Raw genomic sequence first — 21,780 nt, forward strand, 5'->3', positions numbered from 1 at the left:
AACCCCAAAAAGCGTGATCTACGACTGAAGTTAGTAATTTAGGTCAGTGTTCCACGTCTCTTGACACTGCACCCATAGGGGACGAATCAGCACACTGCACTGCACTTTCCCCCGCCTCGCGGGCCAAAAGTCCCTTTCCTCCCGGCCCGTTAGCAACTATTCCATCTAGTAACGGACATATCGCCTGTGCGCCATGTCACCGGAGGCCCTCTTCAACCATTCCGGAAATGTGGCGCACGCCTCTAGGCACCTACCGTCCGGTAACCCTACGGTTCCCCTCGCGCCACCCTCGCCCACGAACATGCACACGCCATGTTGCAGCGTCACGGACGTGAGAGGACCCCCACGACATGCAGACCCGACGCCCCTGGTTGCGCCGCGCATCAGTGACCGCCGTATCGGCGGCCGCCCTCGTGGCGATGGCCGCGCCGGCCGATGCCACGACCGCCACCCCTGCCTCCGCGTCCGCCACCGCCGCCTCCACGGCAGCCGCGGCGGACGTCGACTACGCCACCTGGCAGAAGGACTGCCAGGCGGTGATGGGCCAGGCCCTGCCCTATCTGAAGCAGCGGATCGCGGCCGCCAAGCCGGGTGAGAAGCAGGCCATCGTCTTCGACATCGACAACACCACGCTGGAGACCGATTTCGGCTTCAGCTACCCGCAGCCGGCCAACAAGCCGGTCCTGGAGGCCGCCAGATACGCCCAGGACCGCGGCGTCGCGCTGTTCTTCGTGACCGCCCGCCCGGACATCATCTACTCGTTCACCGACTACAACCTGAAGCAGACCGGCTACCGGGTCTCCGGCCTCTATGTCCGGAACTTCATCGACCTCTTCAAGAACGTCGCCGAGTACAAGACGGCCCAGCGCGTCGATATCGAGAAGAAGGGCTACACGATCATCGCGAACATCGGCAACAGCGCCACCGATCTGTCGGGCGGCCACGCCGAGAAGACGTACAAGCTGCCGGATTACGACGGGCAGCTGTCGTAGGGCCACAGGGCAGCCCCCGGGCATGCAAAAGGGGCCGGTGCCTTTCGGCACCGGCCCCTCTCACTCAGCCGTGACGCTTACGCGTCCTTGCTCAGGTTCGGCCCGGATCCACCGGCCGCCTGCTCGATCGGCGGGACGTCCGGCAGAGCCGCCTTCTCCTCGCCGCGGAAGGTGAAGGTCTTGGAATCGCCCTCGCCCTCCGTGTCGACGACCACGATGTGACCGGGGCGCAGCTCGCCGAAGAGGATCTTCTCCGACAGCGAGTCCTCGATCTCGCGCTGGATGGTGCGACGCAGCGGACGCGCACCCAGCACCGGGTCGTAGCCCCGCTGCGACAGCAGCTCCTTGGCGGACTGGGAGAGCTCGATGCCCATGTCCCGGTCCTTCAGGCGCTCGTCCACCTTGCCGATCATCAGGTCGACGATCTTGAGGATGTCGTCCTGGCTGAGCTGCGGGAAGACGACCACGTCGTCGACGCGGTTGAGGAACTCGGGCCGGAAGTGCTGCTTGAGCTCGTCCTGGACCTTGTTCTTCATGCGCTCGTAGTTGGACTTCGTGTCACCCGAGGCCGCGAAGCCCAGGTTGAAGCCCTTGGAGATGTCCCGGGTGCCGAGGTTGGTCGTCATGATGATGACCGTGTTCTTGAAGTCCACGACCCGGCCCTGGGAGTCGGTCAGGCGACCGTCCTCCAGGATCTGCAGCAGCGAGTTGAAGATGTCCGGGTGGGCCTTCTCGACCTCGTCGAAGAGGACGACGGAGAACGGCTTGCGGCGGACCTTCTCGGTCAGCTGGCCGCCCTCTTCGTAGCCCACGTAGCCGGGGGGCGAACCGAAGAGCCGCGAAACCGTGTGCTTCTCGCTGAACTCCGACATGTCGAGGGAGATCAGCGCGTCCTCGTCGCCGAAGAGGAACTCGGCGAGCGCCTTGGACAGCTCGGTCTTACCGACACCGGACGGGCCGGCGAAGATGAACGAGCCACCGGGACGCTTCGGGTCCTTCAGACCGGCGCGCGTACGACGGATCGCCTTGGAGAGCGCCTTGACGGCGTCCTTCTGGCCGATGACCCGCTTGTGGAGCTCGTCCTCCATGCGCAGCAGACGCGAGGACTCCTCCTCGGTCAGCTTGAAGACCGGGATGCCGGTGGCGGTCGCGAGGACCTCGGCGATCAGCTCGCCGTCGACCTCGGCGACGACGTCCATGTCGCCGGCCTTCCACTCCTTCTCCCGCTTGGCCTTGGCGGCCAGGAGCTGCTTCTCCTTGTCGCGGAGGGAGGCGGCCTTCTCGAAGTCCTGCGAGTCGATCGCGGACTCCTTGTCCCGGCGGACACCGGCGATCTTCTCGTCGAACTCGCGCAGGTCCGGCGGCGCGGTCATCCGGCGGATGCGCATCCGGGAACCGGCCTCGTCGATCAGGTCGATCGCCTTGTCCGGCAGGAAGCGGTCCGAGATGTACCGGTCGGCCAGCGTGGCGGCCTGGACCAGCGCCTCGTCGGTGATCGAGACGCGGTGGTGGGCCTCGTACCGGTCACGGAGACCCTTGAGGATCTCGATCGTGTGCGGCAGGGACGGCTCCGCGACCTGGATGGGCTGGAAGCGGCGCTCGAGGGCCGCGTCCTTCTCCAGGTGCTTGCGGTACTCGTCCAGGGTGGTGGCGCCGATGGTCTGCAGCTCACCGCGGGCCAGCATCGGCTTCAGGATGGAAGCCGCGTCGATGGCGCCCTCGGCGGCACCCGCTCCGACCAGCGTGTGCAGCTCGTCGATGAACAGGATGATGTCGCCGCGGGTGCGGATCTCCTTGAGCACCTTCTTCAGGCGCTCCTCGAAGTCACCGCGGTAGCGGGAGCCGGCGACCAGCGCGCCGAGGTCCAGGGTGTAGAGGTGCTTGTCCTTGAGGGTCTCGGGCACCTCGCCCTTGACGATGGCCTGAGCGAGGCCCTCGACGACGGCGGTCTTGCCGACGCCGGGCTCACCGATCAGGACCGGGTTGTTCTTCGTACGGCGGGACAGCACCTGCATGACCCGCTCGATCTCCTTCTCGCGCCCGATGACCGGGTCGAGCTTGGACTCACGAGCGGCCTGGGTGAGGTTCCGGCCGAACTGGTCGAGGACCAGGGACGTGGAGGGCGTGCCCTCGGCAGGACCGCCGGCGGTGGCGGTCTCCTTGCCCTGGTAACCGGAGAGCAGCTGGATGACCTGCTGCCGCACCCGGTTGAGATCTGCGCCCAGCTTGACGAGGACCTGGGCGGCGACGCCCTCGCCCTCGCGGATCAGGCCGAGCAGGATGTGCTCCGTGCCGATGTAGTTGTGGCCCAGCTGAAGGGCCTCGCGGAGCGACAGCTCCAGGACCTTCTTGGCACGGGGGGTGAAGGGGATGTGCCCGGACGGGGCCTGCTGCCCCTGCCCGATGATCTCCTCCACCTGCTGGCGGACCGCCTCGAGCGAAATCCCGAGGCTCTCAAGGGCCTTGGCGGCGACACCTTCACCCTCGTGGATCAGGCCCAGGAGGATGTGCTCAGTGCCGATGTAGTTGTGGTTGAGCATCCGGGCTTCTTCCTGAGCCAGGACGACAACCCGCCGCGCGCGGTCGGTGAACCTCTCGAACATCGTTAATCGCTCCTCAGAGCGGTCAGGCAGTGGGGGGAACTTCCCCTCCCTGTCCTTCCGCAGCTTAGTCCCGCAAGCGGGGACCGCTCATTCCAACTGCCGACACCGTCGATGGCCTCCTGACCCCGAACGCCGACATCTGCTCCAACCCGATGGTGCGAGACGATGTTCCCGCAGGCCAGGCAGTTACCCCCATCGCCAGTACGCCGATGGCGAACGTGAGACGGCCTTTCCTGCGTGTCGCCCCCTCCCACAAGGGATGTCTTACCCGTAGAGCCCGGATGTCCATGCCGGGTGCCCTGGTTCCCTCCGCTACGGGCGAACAACCTTGCGCCTCCCGGTACCCCCCACACGCAGCCCTTTCGCCACTCTGTGCGCCTGCCGAAACACCCAGCGTAACTCGCACGTCCTTCCGGCGGTTGCACTTGGCATGTTCGGCGCCCCGCACTCCGTGACCGCGTCTGTGTCCGCGTCCGTGTCCCCTTCAGCTTCACCGCTCGTCCCGCCTCCTCGCGGTCCGACCGACGAGGGCTGTCCGGTCCGGCGGTGGTACGAGAGGGAGCTGGGCTGGCCGACGGTGCCCGGGGATCCGGTGCGGCTGGCGGTGGGGGTTCGCTTCGACGTCCTGGATGTGCCGGCCGAGGCGGGGCTCGCGGCGCTGCGGCGCCTGGGGGCGGGGGCTGGGCCTGGGCCTGGGGCTCCCGTGGCCGTACGGGGCGACCGTGTGCGGCTGCTGGTGGCCTCGGGCAGCGCGGAGGAGCTGCCGGGGCTGCTGGAGTGGCTGGAGTGGGGGTCGCTGGCGCTCGACCTGGTCGCGATCGGCGCGGGCGGGTCCATGGAGGCGCCGGTGCCGGGCGGGGTGAGCGGGGCGGGTGAGAACGTGCCGCTGCCCGGCCAGAGGGCCCCGCAGATGGCTCCCGGGGCGGCTGTGGCACCGGTTCCCGAAACCGGGCCGTTCACCGGCCGGCCGGTCTCCCCGGGCCGGGTCGGTTCCCAGGGGGCCGCCGTCTGGCTGCGGCCCCCCGAGCCGGGATGCGAGGTCGAGGCCTCGCTGCCGACGCTGTCGGCCTTGGGGGGCGGTGGGAATGCCCCCGATCTCGTACGGCTGGTGGACACGGTGGCCACGCACTGCCACCGGGTCCGGCTGCGGCGCGCGTGCGCCCGCCCGCCGGCCTCACGCGTGCAAGGTCGGTAGTGCCGCTGTTCAGCCGTTGGCCTTCTCGTAGGCCTCGCGGATGGTCGCGGGGACACGGCCGCGGTCGTTGACCTCGTAGCCGTTCTCCTTCGCCCAGGCGCGGATGGCCGCGGTGTCCTGGCTGCCGCTCGAAGCCGCGCGCGCCTTTCCGCGCCCGCCCGAAGCACGGCCTCCGGTACGACGACCGCCCTTCACGTAAGGCTCGAGAAGGCCACGGAGCTTGTCCGCATTGGCAGTGGTGAGATCGATCTCGTACGTCTTGCCGTCCAGCGCAAACGTCACGGTCTCGTCCGCCTCGCCACCGTCGAGGTCGTCGACAAGAAGGACCTGAACCTTCTGTGCCACCGGATTTCCTTTCATCGATATCTTCAGGGCCGGGGAGTGTGCCGGCGTCCGCCGTATCGCCGTCCCCTGTTATATGCAGTACTGCAGTACGTCGGAAAGCAAACCGCTTTTGCCGGAAAAACACAAACCCTCGGCAGAGACCGGGAGCCCTGGCTCCGTCCGGAAACGTGCGCGTTTCGGACATAGGGCACCGGGGCAGGTGTCGATCCCCGAATCGCCGACGATCACAGATGCAGAAGCATCCGGCTGTTGCCCAAGGTGTTCGGTTTCACTCGTTCGAGACCGAGGAACTCCGCGACACCCTCGTCATAGGAACGCAGCAGCTCCGCGTAGACATCCGTGTCGACCGGCGTCTCGCCGATCTCCACGAAGCCGTGCTTGACGAAGAAGTCGACTTCGAAGGTCAGACAGAAAACGCGGCGAACACCGAGCCAGCGGGCGGTGTGCAGCAACTTCTCCAGCAACTGGTGTCCGACGCCGGCGCCCTTGAGGCCGGGCTTCACCGCGAGAGTGCGCACTTCCGCGAGGTCTTCCCACATCACGTGCAGGGCGCCGCAGCCGACGACCTCCGCGTTGTCGTCCCGTTCCGCGACCCAGAACTCCTGGATGTCCTCGTAAAGCGTCACCGTTGCTTTGTCGAGCAGGTTGCCGCCGCGGACGTAGGCGTCAAGGAGACGGCGCACCGCCGGGACATCGCTGGTGCGGGCCCGTCGGACGGTGATGGCTTTTGCGGTGGCTTCGGGGCTCTTCGCGGACATGGGCGGACGCTATCGCCCTCCGGGGTCCTGAGCGGAGGCGGGGTTCTCGAGGTTCTCGGGGGTCAGGTTCTGCGGGGTGGGGTTCTCGGAGGCGGGCTTCTCGGTGGTGGGCTTCTCGGTGGTGGGGTTCTCGGGGGTGGGGTTCTCGGGGGTGGCTTCCGTCGAATCAGACGCTTCGGTCGGTTCCTGGGTTTCCGGGACCTGGACGATGCGTACGGCATCGCGGAGTGCCTGTCGCTGTTCCTCGCTCATCATGCCGAAGAAGGCGACGAGAGCCGCGGCGGGGTTGTCGCTCTGCGACCAGGCGTCGTTCATCAGGGCGGCGGCGTAGGCGGCGCGTGTGGAGACCGCCTCATATCGATAGGCACGGCCTTCCGCCTCGCGGCGCACCCAGCCCTTCTGATGGAGATTGTCCAAAACGGTCATCACCGTGGTGTAGGCGATGGACCGCTCCTTCTGAAGATCCTCCAGGACTTCTCGAACCGTCACCGGGCGGTTCCACTTCCACACCCGCGACATGACCGCGTCTTCGAGTTCTCCCAATGGGCGAGGCACAGCTCAGAACAATAGTGGGAGAACTCGGTAATGGCGTGGCGGACGTGCGCTTCAGCGGCGAACGTGAACAAAAAGGGCGTACGACTCGAAGGGGCGGGCCTCCCCCCGGGGGGGGGTGGGCCGCGCCGAGTCGTACGCCGTCGGCGGGGGTGTGGTCAGGCCTTCGGGGTGCCCGGGGAGGACTGGTGGGCGCCCTCCACGCGCGCGAGGGCGGCGTCCACGGCCGCGTCCTCCTTGGCCTTGTTGGCGCCGCCCTGCGTCTTCACGATCACCCGGATCACGCCGATGAAGAAGACGGCCATGACGACCGGGGGCAGCAGCGCGGAGACATAGTCCATGGATCCAGGGTAGCCACGTCAGCCCGCGGCGAGCTGCTGGGGGTTCGCGGGGGGCGGTGGGGTGGGCTTGCGGCGCGGGAAGACCTCGCCCGGGGTGGGGATGGGGCGGCTGGGCTTCGGGGTGCCGCCGGGGGTGGGGGCGGGGGGTGCTGCCGGGGTGGGCTTGGGGGCCGGTTTGGGGGCCGGGGGTTTGCGGGTGGGCTTCTTTTCGGGCTGTCGGCCTGGGGTGTCCTTGGCGGAGTCCGCGGGGGTGGAGAGGCTCGTGGAGGGGCCTGTGGAGAGGCCTCCCGGGAGAGCGTGGAGGCGGGTGCGGGCGGCGGGGACGGTGGGGGTGGCCGGGGTGGCGGAGGTGTCGGGGGTGGCTGGGGTGGCGGCCCGGGTTGTTCGGGTGGCCGGGTGGGTGGTCGAGGGGTGCTGCTGTGCGTGGGTGCGGACGTGGCGCTCGGCGAGCTGGCGGCAGCGGTCCAGGAGGGCGGCGGCGGTGGGGTTGCCTCGCAGGGCGCGGAGGGCTGTGAGGTCGTGGGGGTGGGGGCGGTATCCGGCGCCCAGGGCCTCGTCCAGGAGGGTGAGGTATCCGGCTGCGGTGCCGGGCAGGGCGGCGCGGTACCGGCCGAGATCGGCCACGAGGAAGGCGCGCAGCCTGGCTCCCTCCTGTGTCGCCTCGTCGAGTGACTCTGCTAGGCGGAGGCAGTCCTGGACGTCGTCGGACGAGGCGGGGGTGGGGTGGAGGGCGAGGGCGAGAGCGCGGCGGAGCACACGCAGCTCCTCCACGCCGAACGCCATGCCGCCGCGGGATCCGTATGGCGTGGGCATGCTGCGACGATACGCGCTAATCAGACAAATTCGGCATAGGGGGCGCGGGTGTGGCGTGGGTGTGGCGTGGGGGACCACTCGGGTGGTGGGTGGGGGTGCCTGCGGCGCCTGTGCGGGTGGGGTGGGGGTGTGCGTAGCGCCTACGCGGTGGGGGTGGGTCGGGGCCGCGCCGGGGGGTGTCCGTCCTCGGAACGGCGCGATGGGGTCGGACGCCGACTAGCTGTTCGTTGACGCGCCAACCGCTGCGGGCGGACACCCCCCGACACGTCCCCTGCTCGCCGTACGCGGGTGCGCGTGCGCGGTGGTCCCGCCATCCGCCCCGGCAGGGGGCTCGTCACACGTCACCCCGCCCAGCCAGCGCACGTCCCATCCGTGAGCCGGCGGGTGCGGCTGCCCGTGGTGGCTTCCGCCGTCCGCTCCGACAGCGGGTTTCTCCCTCCGCCCAGCCGACGGCTTCGGCCCTCCGCCCCAGCGGGGGCTTCGGCCTCCCGCCCAAGCCAGGGCCTCGACCGTCCGCTCCAGCCAGGAGCTTCGGCCCTCCGCTTCAGCCCGGGGCTTCGGACTTCCGGGCCGGCTGCGGGCGCCTGGCTCGCCCCGGCTGCCGCAAGCCGGCGCTGCGGGTCGCCCCAGCCGCGGGCATGCGTGCCGCTCGGGGCGGCACGGGTGGGCGCGGTGGCACGCCGTTCCGCCGGGTTGCGGACCCAGTCGGCGCCGGCACCCGTGCCGAGTGGGGGCTCACATGCGGGACACGTTTCGCTCGTAGACCAGGCGTAGGCCGATCAGGGTCAGCCATGGTTCGTGTTCGTCGATGACCGAGGACTCGCCCAGGACCATGGGGGCCAGGCCGCCCGTCGCGATGACGGTGACGTCTTCCGGGTCCTCGGAGAGTTCGCGGGCCATGCGGTTGACGACGCCGTCGACCTGGCCGGCGAAGCCGTAGATGACGCCCGACTGCATGGCCTCGACTGTGTTCTTGCCGATGACGCTGCGGGGGCGGGCCACCTCGATCTTGCGGAGCTGGGCGCCGCGGACGCCGAGGGCCTCCACGGAGATCTCGATGCCGGGCGAGATGACGCCGCCGACGTACTCGCCACGCGCGCTGATCGCGTCGAACGTCGTCGCCGTGCCGAAGTCGACGACGATGGCGGGACCGCCGTAGAGCTCGACGGCCGCCACCGCGTTGATGATGCGGTCGGCGCCGACCTCCTTGGGGTTGTCCATGAGGATCGGGACGCCCGTCTTGACGCCCGGTTCGACGAGGATGGCGGGTACGTCGCCGTAGTAGCGGCGGGTCACCTCGCGGAGTTCGTGCAGGACCGAGGGGACGGTCGCGCAGATGGCGATGCCGTCGATGCCGTCGCCCAGTTCGTCGCCGAGGAGCGGGTGCATGCCCATCAGGCCCTGGAGGAGGACCGCCAGTTCGTCGGCGGTGCGGCGCGCGTCCGTGGAGATGCGCCAGTGTTCGACGATGTCCTCGCCGTCGAACAGGCCGAGGACGGTGTGGGTGTTTCCTACGTCGATCGTGAGCAGCATGGCCTTACCCGCTCCCCTACTCCGCCGGCCGCAGGTCGAGGCCGATGTCCAGGATCGGCGAGGAGTGGGTGAGGGCTCCGACGGCCAGGTAGTCGACGCCGGTGTCCGCGTAGGCCTTGGCGTTGCCGAGGGTGAGGCGGCCCGAGGCCTCCAGGGCGGCGCGGCCCTGGACGAGGGCCACCGCCTCCTCGCACTCGCCGGGCGTGAAGTTGTCCAGGAGGATCAGGTCCGCTCCGGCGTCCAGGACCTCGCGGAGCTGGTGCAGGGTGTCGACCTCGACCTCGATGGGGACGTCGGGGAAGCGGTCGCGGACCGCCTGGAATGCCTGGGCGACGCCGCCCGCGGCGACCACGTGGTTGTCCTTGACCAGGGCCGCGTCCGAGAGGGACATGCGGTGGTTGACGCCGCCGCCGCAGCGGACCGCGTACTTCTCGAGGGCGCGCAGGCCCGGGGTGGTCTTGCGGGTGTCGCGGACCTTGGCCTTGGTGCCGTCGAGCGTGTCCGCCCACGCGCGCGTGGCCGTCGCGATGCCCGACAGGCGGCACAGGATGTTCAGCGCGCTGCGTTCGGCCGTGAGGAGGTCGCGGGTGCGGGTGGTGACCGAGAGGAGCTTCTGGCCCGCCTCCACGCGGTCGCCGTCCTCCGCGTGGCGTTCGATCTCCAGTTCCTCTTCGCAGACGACCGAGATGACCGCTTCGGCGACGCGCAGGCCGGCGACGACTCCTGCTTCGCGTGCCGTGAAGTCCGCGGTGGCCACCGCGTCCTCGGGGATCGTCGCGACCGTCGTCACGTCCACGCCGTGGGCCAGGTCCTCCTGGAGGGCCACGTTGGCGATGTCCTCGACCTCGACCGGGTCGAGACCGGCGTCGGCCAGGAGCTGGGCGAGTGCGGGGTCCAGGCCGCACTCCAGGTACGCCTGCTCGTCCGCGCCGCAGGCACAGCCGTCGCCGCAGCCTCCGGACGAGGCGAGGGGAAGGTCGGGGGTGGTCACGTCGGTCACTGCTCCTGGGGGGCCTGGGGCGGGAGGGTCGTAGGGAAGTCTGTGGTGTCCGTGGTGTGCACGGCCAGCGAGCGGTCCGGATTCAGGCGTACGACGATATGGCGCCGCCAGGCGGTGTCGTCGCGCTCGGGGCGGTCCTCGCGCCAGTGGCAGCCCCGGGTCTCCTCGCGGAGCCGGGCGGCGGCGACCAGGACGCGGGCCACGCACAGGAGGTTGGTGGCCTCCCAGGTGTCGACGCCGGGCTCGGCGGTCTTGCCGTTCTCGGTGAGGGCGTCGCGGGCGTCGGTGTGCAATTGCTGGAGCCGGTCGGCGGCCTTGGCCAGGGAGCCGGCGGAGCGGAGCACGCCCGCGCCGTCGGTCATGATCCGCTGGATCGTGAAGCGGGCCTCGGCGGTGAGCAGGGGGTGCTCGGGGGTCTCCGGGTACGGGAGCGGGCGGGGCACGCGCGTGAGGAGGCCGTTCTCCGCGTGGCTCGCCGTGATGTCGGCCGCGATGCGCTCGGCGTAGACCAGGCCTTCGAGGAGCGAGTTGGAGGCCAGGCGGTTCGCGCCGTGCACGCCGGTGCAGGCGACCTCGCCGCACGCGTACAGGCCGGGGACGGTCGTACGGCCCTGGGAGTCGGTGCGGACGCCGCCGGAGGCGTAGTGGGCGGCCGGGGCGACCGGGATGGGCTCGGTGACCGGGTCGATGCCGTGGGCGCGGCAGGCGGCGAGGATCGTCGGGAAGCGGTGCTCCCACATCTCGGCGCCGAAGTGACGGCCGTCGAGGAACATGTGGTCGGCGTCCTGCTCCTGCATGCGGCGCATGATGCCCTTGGCGACGATGTCCCGGGGGGCGAGTTCGGCGAGTTCGTGCCGGCCGAGCATGAAGCGCACCCCGTCGGCGTCGACCAGGTGCGCGCCCTCGCCGCGGACCGCCTCGGAGACCAGGGGCTGCTGGCCCTCCGCGTCGGCGCCCAGGAAGAGCACGGTCGGGTGGAACTGGACGAACTCCAGGTCGCTGACCTCGGCGCCCGCGCGCAGCGCCAGGGCCACGCCGTCGCCCGTGGAGACGGACGGGTTGGTGGTCGCGGAGAAGACCTGGCCCATGCCGCCGGTCGCGAGGACCACGGCGGGTGCGTGGACCGCGCCCACGCCGTCGTGCTGGCCCTCCCCCATGACGTGCAGGGTGACGCCCGCGGTGTGGCCCTCGGCGTCCGTGAGGAGGTCCAGGACGAGCGCGTTCTCGACCGTGCGCACGCCACGCGCGCGTACCGCGTCGACCAGGGCGCGGGAGATCTCGGCGCCGGTGGCGTCGCCGCCCGCGTGGGCGATGCGGCGGCGGTGGTGGCCGCCCTCGCGGGTGAGTTCGAGGGCGCCCTCGGCGGACTCGTCGAACCGGGCGCCGGTCTCGATGAGGCGGCGTACGGCGTCGGGGCCCTCGGTGACGAGGATGCGGACCGCTTCCTCGTCGCACAGCCCGGCGCCCGCGACCAGGGTGTCGTCGAGGTGCTGCTCGGGGGTGTCGCCCTCGCCGAGGGCCGCGGCGATACCGCCCTGGGCCCAGCGGGTGGAGCCGTCGTCGAGGCGGGCCTTGGTGACGACGACGGTCTTCAGGCCCGCGGCCTGGCAGCGCAGGGCCGCCGTCAGACCGGCGACGCCCGAGCCGACGACGACCACGTCCGCGGCGATGGACCAGCCGGGCGCCGGCGCGTGCAGTCGTATGCCTGTGCTGGTCACGAGGCGGCTCCGAAGGTTCCGAAGGTGAGGGGGACATTGTCGATCAGCCGGGTCGCCCCGACCCGGGCGGCCACGGCGAGGACCGCCTCGCCGGTGAAGTCGCGCCCGATCTCGGTGAAGTCGGACGGGTCGACCAGGGCGAGGTAGTCCAGGGCCAGCGGCGGATCGAGGCGGGCGGCCTCGTCCAGGACCTGGCGGGCGGCGGCGCGGACGGCGGCCGGGCCGCCCGGGACGGCTGTCGCCACGGCGTGCGCGTCGGCCGCCGCGCGGGACTCGCCGATGGCGCTGAGCGCCTCGGCACGCGCGCGCGTGGCCGGCACCTCACGGGCCCGGGCCCGCAGCGCCTCCTGCGCGGCATGCCGGTCCTGGCCCGCGAACAGGGCGCTGGACAGCGCGAGGGCGGTGCGCCGCTCGGCGGCCGAGAGGTAGCGGTTGCGGCTGGACAGGGCCAGGCCGTCGTCCTCGCGGACGGTGGGGACGCCGACGATCTCCACGCCGAAGTTCAGGTCCCTCACCATGCGGCGGATCAGGGCGAGCTGCTGGGCGTCCTTCTGGCCGTACAGGGCGACGTCGGGGCGGGTCAGGTGCAGCAGCTTGGCGACGACCGTGAGCATGCCGTCGAAGTGGCCCGGGCGGGAGGAGCCCTCCAGGCGCTCGCCCATGGGGCCCGCGGTGATGCGGACCTGGGGCTCGCCACCGGGGTACACCTCGTCCGCCGAGGGGGCGAACACGACGTCCGCGCCGGACTTCCGGGCGAGCTCGATGTCGGCGTCCAGGGTGCGCGGATAGCGGTCGAGGTCCTCGCCCTGGCCGAACTGCAGCGGGTTGACGAAGACGGTGACGACGACCTCGCCGTCCGGGCCCGCGATGCCGCGCGCGGTGCGGATGAGTGTGGCGTGGCCCTCGTGCAGGGCGCCCATGGTCATCACCACGGCGCGGCGGCCCGCCCGCACGCGTGCGTGCAGCTCGTCGGCGGTGCTCAGCAGGGTGGTGGTCATCGGGCGTCCCCTTCGGTGCCGTCGGTGCCGTCAATGCCGTCGCTCGCGTCGGCGAGTACCCCGAGGAGGTCCTCGGCGAGCTCCGGCTTCAGCAGGCCGTGGGCCAAGGCCCGGTCGGCGGTCGCGCGGGCCATCGCCAGATAGCCGGCGACGGTCCCCGGGGCGTGCCGGCGCAGCTCGGTGACATGGGCCGCGACGGTGCCCGCGTCGCCGCGCGCGACCGGGCCGGTGAGGGCCGCGTCGCCGGAGCGCAGGGCGTTGTCCAGGGCCGCGCCGAGCAGCGGGCCGAGCATCCGGTCGGGGGCGGCGACCCCGGCCTCGCGCAGCAGGTCCAGGGACTGGGCGACCAGCGTGACCAGGTGGTTGGCGCCCAGGGCGAGCGCCGCGTGGTAGAGCGGGCGGTTCGCCTCGGCGATCCACTCCGGCTCGCCGCCCATCTCGATGACGAGGGCCTCGGCGGCCAGCCGCAGTTCCTCGGGCGCGGTGACGCCGAAGGAGCAGCCGGCCAGTCGCTGGACGTCCACGGGCGTGCCGGTGAAGGTCATCGCGGGGTGCAGGGCCAGCGGCAGGGCGCCCGCGCGCAGGGCGGGGTCGAGCACCCGGGCGCCGTAGCGCCCTGAGGTGTGGACGAGCAGTTGTCCCGGCCGTACGGAGCCGGTGTCGGCGAGTCCGGTGACCAGGTCGGGCAGGGCGTCGTCGGGGACGGTCAGCAGGACCAGGTCGGACCGCTGGAGCACCTCGGCGGGCGGCAGCACGGGCACGTCGGGCAGCAGTTGCGCGGCGCGGCGCCGGGAGGTGTCGGAGACCGCGGAGACGGCGACGGGGCGGTGCCCGGCGAGCTGCAGGGCGGCGGCCAGTGCGGGTCCCACGCGGCCGGCGCCGACGACGCCGACGGTGAGCCGCGCGGGGCGGTCCTTGGGGTCTGGCTGTGGGGTTGTGTTCACTCGACGGCGGCCTTCCCGTTCCAGTCCGCTCCGGGTACCGGACGATTTCTCGTCATGTTAACGCGATCGGTTCGAGGGGTGTTCGGTCGTCCACAGGGTGTGGGGAATGCTGTCCACAGGGTGTGCCGGAAATGCGGATGCCCGCCCGCACGCGCGCGGGGCAGGATCCGGGCATGACTGACACGACGGAACGGGACGAGCGGGCGGCCGGGCGGGAGACGGACCGGGAGCGGCGCGCACGGCTCCGTGAGCGGCGGCTGGCCGCCCATCGCGGCGCGCGGCGGGTGCTCGTGCGCTTCGCCTTCCACAAGACGCTCCGGGAGCGTCTGGCGGAGCTGGCCGCGGTGGAGGATCTGTACGACCTGGACGAGCTGTCCGACGTGTACGGCGACGGGGTCGTCGAGGCGCTGGAGGCGAAGGTCGCCGGGCTGCTCGGCACCGAGGCCGCCGCGTTCTTCCCGACGGGCACGATGGCCCAGCAGGTGGCCCTGCGCTGCTGGGCGGGCCGTACCGGCAACCCGACCGTCGCCCTGCACGCGCTCGGCCATCCCGAGGTGCACGAACGGAACGCGTTCAGCGAGGTCGGCGGCCTGCGTCCGGTGCGCGTGACGGACCAGCCGCGGCTGCCCACCGCCGCCGAGGTGCGCGACTTCGAGGAGCCCTTCGGGGCGCTGATGCTGGAACTCCCCCTCAGGGAGGCCGGTTTCGTGCTGCCCTCCTGGGAGGAACTCACGGAGGTGGTTCAGGCCGCGCGGGAGCGGGACGCCGTGGTGCACTTCGACGGGGCCCGGCTGTGGGAGTCCACGGTCCAGCTCGGGCGGTCCGTGGAGGAGATCGCGGGCCTGGCGGACAGCGTCTACGTGTCGTTCTACAAGGCCCTGGAGGGGCTCGGCGGCGCGGCGCTCGCCGGCCCGAAGGAGCTGGTGGAGGAGGCGAAGACCTGGCGGCACCGGTACGGCGGGGAGATCTTCCAGCAGTTCCCCACGGCCCTGTCGGCGCTGGCCGGGCTGGAGCGGGAGCTGCCCCGGCTGCCGGAGTACGTCGCCCACGCGCGCGTGGTGGCCGCCGCCCTGCGCGAGGGGTTCGCGGCGGCCGGGCTGCCGTGGGCCCGTGTGTACCCGGAGGTGCCGCACACCCACGACTTCCAGGTCTGGCTGCCGTACGAGGCGGACGTCCTCATGGAGGCGTCGGTCCGGACGGCCGAGGAGACGGGCGTCTTCCTGTTCGCCGCCGCCTGGATCCGGGGCGGTCCGGGTCTGGCCCACACCGAGGTGAGCGTGCGGGCCCCGGGGCTGGAGTGGACCGCCGAGGACGTGAAGACGGCGGTGACGGACTTCGTCGCCCGGTTGCCCGGGGAGGGCGGCGGCCGGTAAGGGCCGCCGCAGGGGGAGGGCCAGGCGTCAGGCCTTCGGCCAAAGCGGTCGGCCGGGCGGTCGGCCGGGCGTCAGGTGGTGAAGCCGCGTCGGGGACGCAGCCAGCGGGACAGGGCGAGTCGGATCCGGGTCCGGCCGTGGGCCGGGCGGCCGGACAGGACCGCGCGGAAGCGGCGTTCCTCGCGCCACTCGCGGACGACCTGACGGTCGTGTGTGCCGGGCGCGGGCGGGGCGGGCTCGCCGTGCTGCTGGGCGCGGTAGAGGTCGAGGAGGTGCTGCTGCGTGATGCTCATGAGGAATCGCCTCGGCAGGTCGGGGTGACGGGGGGGGTCCGAAGGCTCCGCGGCTGCCCCGGTGCCCCCACCCTGCGCCCGTACCCGGGGCGACGTCGCGTCGATTGACGACGCCCGTCAATCGACGGAGGCGTTGTCAGTGGTGGGGTGCACCATGAGGGCATGAGCGTGCACATCGACATCACGGGGCTGCGGCCGGAGGAGATCGCCGTCGTGCCCTCCCCCCTGGCCGAGCTCGGCATGGCGCTGCACGCGCTGTCCGAGCCGGGCCACCACCCGGGCCTCCAGGGCTGGGTGACGGGCGTGACGGCCCGGCTCGACCCGCATCTGGCCGACCGGATGTGCGAGGCCGACTTCCTGTGGCGGTCGACGTTCTCGGACCTGTTCCTGCCCTTCGCCGGCGTCCCGGGCGGGAGCACCCTCCCGGGCGGCACGCTCGCCGAGGAGCTGGACCTGCTCGACAAGCTGTCGGACGAACAGTTCGTGGACGCGGCACTGGAGTTCACCTGCGCCGTCGGATACGGCTCGTGCGGGCCCACCGCGCTGTCCGACCCCGAGGTGCGGCGCCGCGCCCTGGACCTGGCCGCCGCGCGCGGGCCCCAGCAGTTGCGGTTCAGCCGGCGGCTGCTGGGCGACCCGCCCTCGATCCGGGCCTGGCTGCGGCAGTTCCTCCAGGACTGCGACGAGGCGTTCTTCGCGGAGGCCTGGTCCCGGCTGCGCCACCAGCTCGCGGCGGACGCGCGGCTGAAGACGGACCTCTTCCGGCGCAAGGGCATGTCCGAGGCGCTGGCCGCGGTGTCCCCGGCGATCACGCTCGATGAGGCGGCCGCCCGGATCACGGTCGACAAGCTGGGCGGCGACGACGGTACGTCCACCGGGGACGGCGGCCTGCTGCTCGTCCCGACGAGCCTGGGCTGGCCGCATCTGATGGTCCTGCACCGGCACGGCTGGCAGCCGGTGCTGCACTACCCGGTCGGCTCCCCCGAGCTCGCCGCCCCGGCCAAACTCGAACAGCTCGCCCTGCGCATGACCGCGCTGTCCCACCCCGTGCGGATGCGGATGTGCCGCAACCTGGCCCGCAGCGCGTACACCACGGGCGAGCTGGCGCAGGTGCACGGCATGACGGCCCCGGAGATATCCCGGCACCTGGCCGTGCTGAAGAAGGCGGGCCTGCTCACCACCCGCCGCCGCGGGCGCTACGTCCTGCACCAGCTGGATGTGACGGTGGTGGCCCGGCTCGGCAGCGAGTTCCTGGAGGGGATCCTCAGATAGCCGAGGAGAACAGCCGAGAAAAGCAGCCGACGAGGGCCGGCCGGCCGCTGCCCGCTCAGCCGCGCCCGCCGGCCTGCACCAGCCCCGTCTCGTAGGCCAGCACCACGACCTGCACCCGGTCCCTGAGGCCCAGCTTGGTCAGGATGCGGCCCACGTGCGTCTTCACGGTCGCCTCGGAGAGCACGAGCCGGGCCGCGATCTCGCCGTTGGACAGGCCCTGCGCGACCAGCACCATCACCTCGCGCTCGCGGCCCGTGAGCCGCTCCAGCTGCTCGTGCTGGGGCTGCTTCGCGGTGCCCGGCAGCATCGGTGCGAAGCGGTCCAGGAGCCGCCGGGTGGTGGAGGGCGCGACGACCGCGTCACCGCTGTGCACGGCACGGATCGCGGCGAGCAGCTCACCGGGCGGCACATCCTTGAGCATGAAGCCGGAGGCGCCCGCCTTCAGCCCGGAGAAGGCGTACTCGTCGAGGTCGAAGGTGGTCAGGATGAGCACCTTCGGCGGGTCGGTGTCGGCGCAGATCCGTCGGGTCGTCTCCACACCGTCGAGCTTCGGCATGCGGACGTCCATCAGCACCACGTCGACCTCGGTCGACCGCAGCACCTGGAGGGCCTCGACCCCGTCGCCCGCCTCCGCCACGACCTCCATGTCCGGCTGGGCGGCGAGCACCATCCGGAACCCGGTGCGCAGCAGCACCTGGTCGTCGACGAGCATCACGCGGATCGTCATCGGGTCCTCTTCCAAGTCTCTTGTTGCAGATGGGAGCGTTACAGGTGTCAGCGAAGGGCGTGTGTGCCGAGGTCAGTTGGCGGGTTTGAGCGGCAGCAGCGCACTGATGCGGAATCCTCCGCCCGGGCGCGGTCCGGCGTCCAGGGTGCCGCCGACCATGCCGATCCGCTCGCGCATGCCGATGAGGCCGTGGCCCTGGCCGTCGAACCCGCCCTCCTCGTACAGCTCGTGCGGGGCGCCCTTGCCGTCGTCCTCGACGAGCAGGCCGAGGCCGTCGTCGAAGTACACCAGGCGCACGCTCGCGCCCGCGTTGGGCCCGCCGTGCTTGCGGGTGTTGGTGAGCGCCTCCTGCACGATGCGGTACGCCGTCAGCTCGACGCCGCTGGGCAGCGGCCGAGGGGTGCCCTCGACCTTGAAGTCGACGGGCAGTCCGGAAGTACGGCACTGCTCGACGAGGTCCTCGATCTGCTGGACGTCGGGCTGCGGCACATACTCGCCGGCCTCCTGGTGCTCCCCGGTGCGCAGCACGCCGAGCAGACGGCGCATCTCGGCGAGGGCCTGGCGGCCGGTGGAGGAGATGGTCTCCAGGGCCTTCTTCGCCTGGTCGGGAGCGGCGTCGAGGACGTAGGCGGCGCCGTCGGCCTGGACCACCATCACCGAGACGTTGTGCGCGACGACATCGTGCAACTCGCGTGCGATCCGGGCGCGTTCGGCGGCGACCGCGACCTTGGACTGCGCCTCGCGCTCCTTCTCCAGGCGGGCGGCCCGCTCCTCCAGCTGCGCGAAGTAGGCGCGGCGGGTACGGATGGAGTCACCGAGCACCCAGGCGAGGGCGAAGGGCACGGCCATGAAGACCGTCAGGGCGATGTTGCCCGCGACGTTCGTCTGGTCGCTCGGCCAGCGCAACTGGGACACGGGGGCCGCGCACAGACCGGCGCCCAGCGCGAAGCGGGAGGCCCAGCGCGCGCCCTCCGCCGCGACCGTGTAGACGATCACCAGCAGGGCGAAGTCGGCGGGACCCCGCTCCACGTCGGTGACGAGCTGGGCCACCCCGACCGCGGTCGCGAGCAGCAGCATCTTCTCCGGCAGACGGCGGCGCAGCGCGACCACCAGGCACAGCAGAATCGTGAGTGGAACGGCGGCGGCCGGTGAGCCGTATCCGCCCGCCACTCCGCCGACCAGGGAAATCCCGAGGAGGACCACGGCCCAGGAGCCGTCGACCCACATCGGGTGCCTGCGGAGGAAGTCATAGAGGCGCTGCACGTAACCCAGCGTAGGGAAGCGCGATAGGTGCAGGGGTCAACCGGAGGACCGATCCGCACCGGGCGCGCGTACTCCGCAAGGTGGAGTTGCGTTCGTTGTGTGCGCTTAGCCTGGCCCGGTGACACCAGGTACGGGAGCCGAGTTGCACGAGTGGCGTGGGTGGCGGGCGGCGGCGGAGGAGGCCTTGTACGGGCCGGCCGGCTTCTACCGGCGGGACGAGGGACCCGCCGGGCACTTTCGTACGTCCGTGCACGCTTCGTCGCTGTTCGCCGGGGCCGTGGCGCGGCTGCTGTGCCGGGTCGACGAGGCACTGGGGCGGCCCGCGGTGCTGGACTTCGTGGACATGGCGGCCGGGCGGGGCGAGCTGGCCGGCGGGGTGCTCAACGCGCTGCCCGCGGACGTGGCGGCCCGCACGCGGGTGTACGCCGTCGAGATCGCCGGGCGGCCCCCAGGGCTCGATCACCGGATCGAGTGGCGGGCCGCGCCCCCGGAGCGGATCACCGGGCTGCTGTTCGCCAACGAGTGGCTGGACAACGTACCCGTGGAGGTCGCCGAGGTGGACTCCGCGGACACCGCCCGGCTGGTGCTGGTCCGGGAGGACGGCAGCGAGCGGCTCGGGGAGCCGGTCGGAGGGGATCAGGCGCGGTGGCTTCAGCGGTGGTGGCCGCTGCCCGGCGAGGCGGGGCTGCGGGCCGAGATCGGTCTGCCCAGGGACGAGGCCTGGGCCTCGGCGGTCGCCGCACTCGACCGGGGGCTCGCCGTCGCCGTGGACTACGCGCACACGGCGGACGCCCGGCCGCCGTTCGGGACGCTCACCGGGTTCCGGGAGGGCCGCGAGACCGCGCCCGTACCGGACGGCTCCTGCGACATCACGGCCCATGTCGCGCTCGACGCGTGCGCGCTGCCCGGTGGACGGCTCCTCCCCCAGCGTGAGGCACTGCACGCCCTGGGCGTGACCGGCGCACGCCCCCCGCTCACGCTCGCGTCCACCGACCCCGCCGCCTACGTACGCGCTCTCGCGGGCGCCGGGGAGGCGGCCGAGCTCACGGCGGCGGGAGGGCTGGGCGACTTCGGGTGGCTGGTGCAGCCGGTCGGGATCCCGGACCTGCTCCGGGACTGAGCCCCTACTTGTCGATGTCCCCGACCACGAAGAACATCGACCCCAGGATCGCCACCATGTCCGCGACCAGCGTCCCCGGCAGCAGCTCCGTCAGCACCTGGATGTTGTTGTACGAGGCCGAGCGCAGCTTCAGCCGGTACGGGGTCTTCTCGCCCTTGCTGACCAGGTAGTAGCCGTTGATGCCGAGGGGGTTCTCGGTCCAGGCGTAGGTGTGGCCCTCGGGTGCCTTCAGGACCTTGGGGAGCCGCTGGTTGACCGGCCCGGGCGGCAGCTCGGCGAGCCGGTCGAGGCAGGCGTCGGCCAGGTCGAGCGCGTTGTGCGTCTGCTCCAGGAGGCACTCGAAGCGGGCCAGGCAGTCGCCCTCCTGCCGGGTCACCACCTTCAGGACGTCGCCCAGCTCGCCGTAGGCCAGGTACGGCTCGTCCCGGCGCAGGTCGAAGTCGACGCCCGAGCCGCGCCCGATCGGCCCGCTGACCCCGTACGCGTGGACGGCCTCCGGCGTGAGCCTGCCGACGCCCCGGGTGCGGCCCCGGAAGATCTCGTTGCCGAGCACCAGGTCGTCGAAGCGGTCCATCCGCGAGCGCACGTCGGCGACGGCGGCACGCGCGCGGGTGGTCCAGCCGGCCGGCAGGTCCTCCTTGAGGCCGCCGACACGGTTGAACATGTAGTGCATCCGCCCGCCGGAGACCTCCTCCATGACGTGCTGGAGCTCCTCGCGCTCCCGGAAGGCGTAGAAGATCGGGGTGATCCCGCCGAGCTCCAGCGGGTACGAGCCGAGGAACATCAGGTGGTTGAGCACCCGGTTCAGCTCGGCGAGCAGCGTGCGCAGCCACACCGCGCGCTCGGGGACCTCCATGCCGAGCATCCGCTCCACGGCGAGGACCACGCCCAGCTCGTTGGAGAACGCCGACAGCCAGTCGTGGCGGTTGGCCAGCATGATGATCTGGCGGTAGTCGCGCGCCTCGAACAGCTTCTCGGCGCCGCGGTGCATATAGCCGATCACCGGCTCCGCGTGCGTGATGCGCTCGCCGTCCAGGACCAGCTTCAGCCGCAGCACGCCGTGCGTGGAGGGATGCTGGGGGCCGATGTTGAGCACCATGTCGGTGCTCTCCGCGGCGCCGCCGATTCCGACCATGGTCTCCGTCGTAGGAGTCATGGACACAGTCTCTCCTACGTACGCTGGCCTCATGGATACGGGGAGTGCGCGGGAGGCGGAGCCGGTGGCGGCCGTCGAGGGCACGGCGGGGGCGGACGGGGACGAGCCGGTGTGGATCGCGCTGCCGCCCGGGCTGCTGAAGATGCGGCGGTTGCTGCTGGTGGTGTGGCTGGGGCTGATCACCCTGGCCGCCGGGTTGCTGCCTGGCCTGCTGGCCGGGCCCGCCTGGGCCGTCTTCGCGGTGCTGCCGCTGGCGCTGATGGCTTGGGGCTGGGTGATGGTCGACCGCAACTGGCGTTCCTGGCGGTACGCCGAGCGCGCCGACGACCTGCTGATCAGCCGGGGCGTGCTGTGGCGCGAGGAGACGGTCGTGCCGTACGGGCGGATGCAGCTGGTCGAGGTCACCTCCGGGCCCGTCGAACGGCACTTCGGGCTGGCCAGCGTGCAGTTGCACACGGCCGCCGCGGCCACCGACGCGACCATCCCCGGCCTGGACCCGGCCGAAGCGGAACGACTGCGCGACCGGCTCACCGAGCTGGGCGAGGCCCGATCGGCGGGCCTGTGACAACGCCGGAGAGCGCCGAGACCGGGCGTGCCAACGGGGCCACCGGGGCCACCGGGGCCGCAGGGGCCACCGGGGCCGCAGGGGCTACCGGGGCTGCGGGGACCGCCGATGCCAACGGGACCGCTGAGGCGACGAGGGCCGCGGGGACCATCGGAGCCAACGGGCCCACCGAGGCGACGGGGGCCGCAAGGGCTACCGGGACTGCGGGGACCGCCGAGG

General features: G+C 71.7%; 21 protein-coding genes. 6 read left to right on the plus strand and 15 right to left on the minus strand.

The genetic code is table 11. The features are described 5' to 3' along the window. The first annotated feature begins 350 nt into the window (after positions 1 to 350). A complete protein-coding gene (locus tag NNW99_RS15825; RefSeq protein ID WP_215119798.1) occupies positions 351 to 992 on the plus strand; it encodes an HAD family acid phosphatase in 642 nt (213 codons plus the stop codon). 77 nt (positions 993 to 1,069) lie between these two features. Here the strand turns inward: NNW99_RS15825 and NNW99_RS15830 are convergent, their stop codons facing one another. Further along, positions 1,070 to 3,595, minus strand: coding sequence for an ATP-dependent Clp protease ATP-binding subunit (locus NNW99_RS15830; RefSeq protein ID WP_215119799.1), 2,526 nt, complete (start codon positions 3,593 to 3,595; stop codon positions 1,070 to 1,072). A 430-nt stretch (positions 3,596 to 4,025) separates the two neighbouring features. Between NNW99_RS15830 and NNW99_RS15835 the strand changes: the two genes are divergently transcribed. Beyond that, entirely contained in the window at positions 4,026 to 4,790 is a 765-nt protein-coding gene (locus NNW99_RS15835; RefSeq protein ID WP_215119800.1) for an SCO3374 family protein, read from the plus strand. A 9-nt stretch (positions 4,791 to 4,799) separates the two neighbouring features. On the opposite strand, the gene NNW99_RS15840 is transcribed toward NNW99_RS15835, so the two are convergent. The 10 genes from NNW99_RS15840 to NNW99_RS15885 all read right to left on the minus strand — a co-directional run bounded on the left by NNW99_RS15840 (position 4,800) and on the right by NNW99_RS15885 (position 13,792). Continuing rightward, positions 4,800 to 5,135: an Lsr2 family protein gene (locus tag NNW99_RS15840; protein ID WP_010048839.1), complete on the minus strand. Its 336-nt coding sequence runs from the start codon at positions 5,133 to 5,135 to the stop codon at positions 4,800 to 4,802. A 224-nt stretch (positions 5,136 to 5,359) separates the two neighbouring features. Continuing rightward, positions 5,360 to 5,893 (minus strand): amino-acid N-acetyltransferase, encoded by a 534-nt coding sequence (locus NNW99_RS15845; protein ID WP_189725877.1) that lies wholly within the window; start codon positions 5,891 to 5,893, stop codon positions 5,360 to 5,362. A gap of 9 nt (positions 5,894 to 5,902) precedes the next feature. Continuing rightward, complete coding sequence (locus NNW99_RS15850; RefSeq protein ID WP_251058101.1) at positions 5,903 to 6,412, minus strand: BlaI/MecI/CopY family transcriptional regulator; 510 nt, start codon at positions 6,410 to 6,412, stop codon at positions 5,903 to 5,905. Positions 6,413 to 6,603: 191 nt separating this feature from the next. After that, complete coding sequence (locus NNW99_RS15855; protein ID WP_215119802.1) at positions 6,604 to 6,786, minus strand: hypothetical protein; 183 nt, start codon at positions 6,784 to 6,786, stop codon at positions 6,604 to 6,606. Between the two features lie 18 nt (positions 6,787 to 6,804). Further along, positions 6,805 to 7,569, minus strand: coding sequence for a hypothetical protein (locus NNW99_RS15860; protein WP_215124300.1), 765 nt, complete (start codon positions 7,567 to 7,569; stop codon positions 6,805 to 6,807). 765 nt (positions 7,570 to 8,334) lie between these two features. Next, positions 8,335 to 9,132: a type III pantothenate kinase gene (locus tag NNW99_RS15865; RefSeq protein ID WP_184594802.1), complete on the minus strand. Its 798-nt coding sequence runs from the start codon at positions 9,130 to 9,132 to the stop codon at positions 8,335 to 8,337. 16 nt (positions 9,133 to 9,148) lie between these two features. After that, positions 9,149 to 10,123, minus strand: coding sequence for a carboxylating nicotinate-nucleotide diphosphorylase (nadC, locus tag NNW99_RS15870; RefSeq protein ID WP_215119803.1), 975 nt, complete (start codon positions 10,121 to 10,123; stop codon positions 9,149 to 9,151). 5 nt (positions 10,124 to 10,128) lie between these two features. Beyond that, positions 10,129 to 11,850: an L-aspartate oxidase gene (locus NNW99_RS15875; protein ID WP_215119804.1), complete on the minus strand. Its 1,722-nt coding sequence runs from the start codon at positions 11,848 to 11,850 to the stop codon at positions 10,129 to 10,131. Next, complete coding sequence (panC, locus tag NNW99_RS15880; RefSeq protein ID WP_215119805.1) at positions 11,847 to 12,848, minus strand: pantoate--beta-alanine ligase; 1,002 nt, start codon at positions 12,846 to 12,848, stop codon at positions 11,847 to 11,849. The genes NNW99_RS15875 and panC overlap by 4 nt, the downstream gene beginning before the upstream one ends. After that, a complete protein-coding gene (locus NNW99_RS15885; protein WP_215119806.1) occupies positions 12,845 to 13,792 on the minus strand; it encodes a Rossmann-like and DUF2520 domain-containing protein in 948 nt (315 codons plus the stop codon). Before NNW99_RS15885 ends, panC begins: the two co-directional genes overlap by 4 nt. A 173-nt stretch (positions 13,793 to 13,965) precedes the next feature. Here NNW99_RS15885 and NNW99_RS15890 point away from each other — a divergent pair, with 173 nt between their 5' ends. After that, positions 13,966 to 15,165, plus strand: a complete 1,200-nt coding sequence (locus NNW99_RS15890) for a low specificity L-threonine aldolase (RefSeq protein ID WP_215119807.1) — start codon at positions 13,966 to 13,968, stop codon at positions 15,163 to 15,165. 71 nt (positions 15,166 to 15,236) lie between these two features. Here NNW99_RS15890 and NNW99_RS15895 read toward each other — a convergent pair whose 3' ends face one another. Then, a complete protein-coding gene (locus NNW99_RS15895; RefSeq protein ID WP_215119808.1) occupies positions 15,237 to 15,458 on the minus strand; it encodes a hypothetical protein in 222 nt (73 codons plus the stop codon). A 162-nt stretch (positions 15,459 to 15,620) separates the two neighbouring features. On the opposite strand from NNW99_RS15895, the gene NNW99_RS15900 reads away from it, so the two are divergent. Next, positions 15,621 to 16,730, plus strand: coding sequence for a DUF5937 family protein (locus tag NNW99_RS15900; RefSeq protein ID WP_215119809.1), 1,110 nt, complete (start codon positions 15,621 to 15,623; stop codon positions 16,728 to 16,730). A gap of 55 nt (positions 16,731 to 16,785) precedes the next feature. Here NNW99_RS15900 and NNW99_RS15905 read toward each other — a convergent pair whose 3' ends face one another. Continuing rightward, positions 16,786 to 17,457, minus strand: coding sequence for a response regulator transcription factor (locus NNW99_RS15905; protein ID WP_215119810.1), 672 nt, complete (start codon positions 17,455 to 17,457; stop codon positions 16,786 to 16,788). Positions 17,458 to 17,529: 72 nt separating this feature from the next. Further along, the gene (locus NNW99_RS15910) at positions 17,530 to 18,720 is read right to left on the minus strand and encodes a sensor histidine kinase (protein ID WP_215119811.1); all 1,191 of its coding nucleotides are present in this window, start codon (positions 18,718 to 18,720) and stop codon (positions 17,530 to 17,532) included. A 118-nt stretch (positions 18,721 to 18,838) separates the two neighbouring features. Between NNW99_RS15910 and NNW99_RS15915 the strand changes: the two genes are divergently transcribed. Then, entirely contained in the window at positions 18,839 to 19,840 is a 1,002-nt protein-coding gene (locus tag NNW99_RS15915; RefSeq protein ID WP_215119812.1) for an SAM-dependent methyltransferase, read from the plus strand. 4 nt (positions 19,841 to 19,844) lie between these two features. Here the strand turns inward: NNW99_RS15915 and NNW99_RS15920 are convergent, their stop codons facing one another. Then, entirely contained in the window at positions 19,845 to 20,996 is a 1,152-nt protein-coding gene (locus tag NNW99_RS15920; RefSeq protein WP_215119813.1) for an NADH-quinone oxidoreductase subunit D, read from the minus strand. 31 nt (positions 20,997 to 21,027) lie between these two features. Here NNW99_RS15920 and NNW99_RS15925 point away from each other — a divergent pair, with 31 nt between their 5' ends. After that, positions 21,028 to 21,561 (plus strand): PH domain-containing protein, encoded by a 534-nt coding sequence (locus tag NNW99_RS15925; RefSeq protein ID WP_215119814.1) that lies wholly within the window; start codon positions 21,028 to 21,030, stop codon positions 21,559 to 21,561. The last annotated feature ends 219 nt before the right edge of the window (positions 21,562 to 21,780 follow it).

Source organism: Streptomyces sp. CRCS-T-1, from assembly GCF_024442335.1.
Classification (GTDB): Bacteria; Actinomycetota; Actinomycetes; order Streptomycetales; family Streptomycetaceae; genus Streptomyces; species Streptomyces koelreuteriae.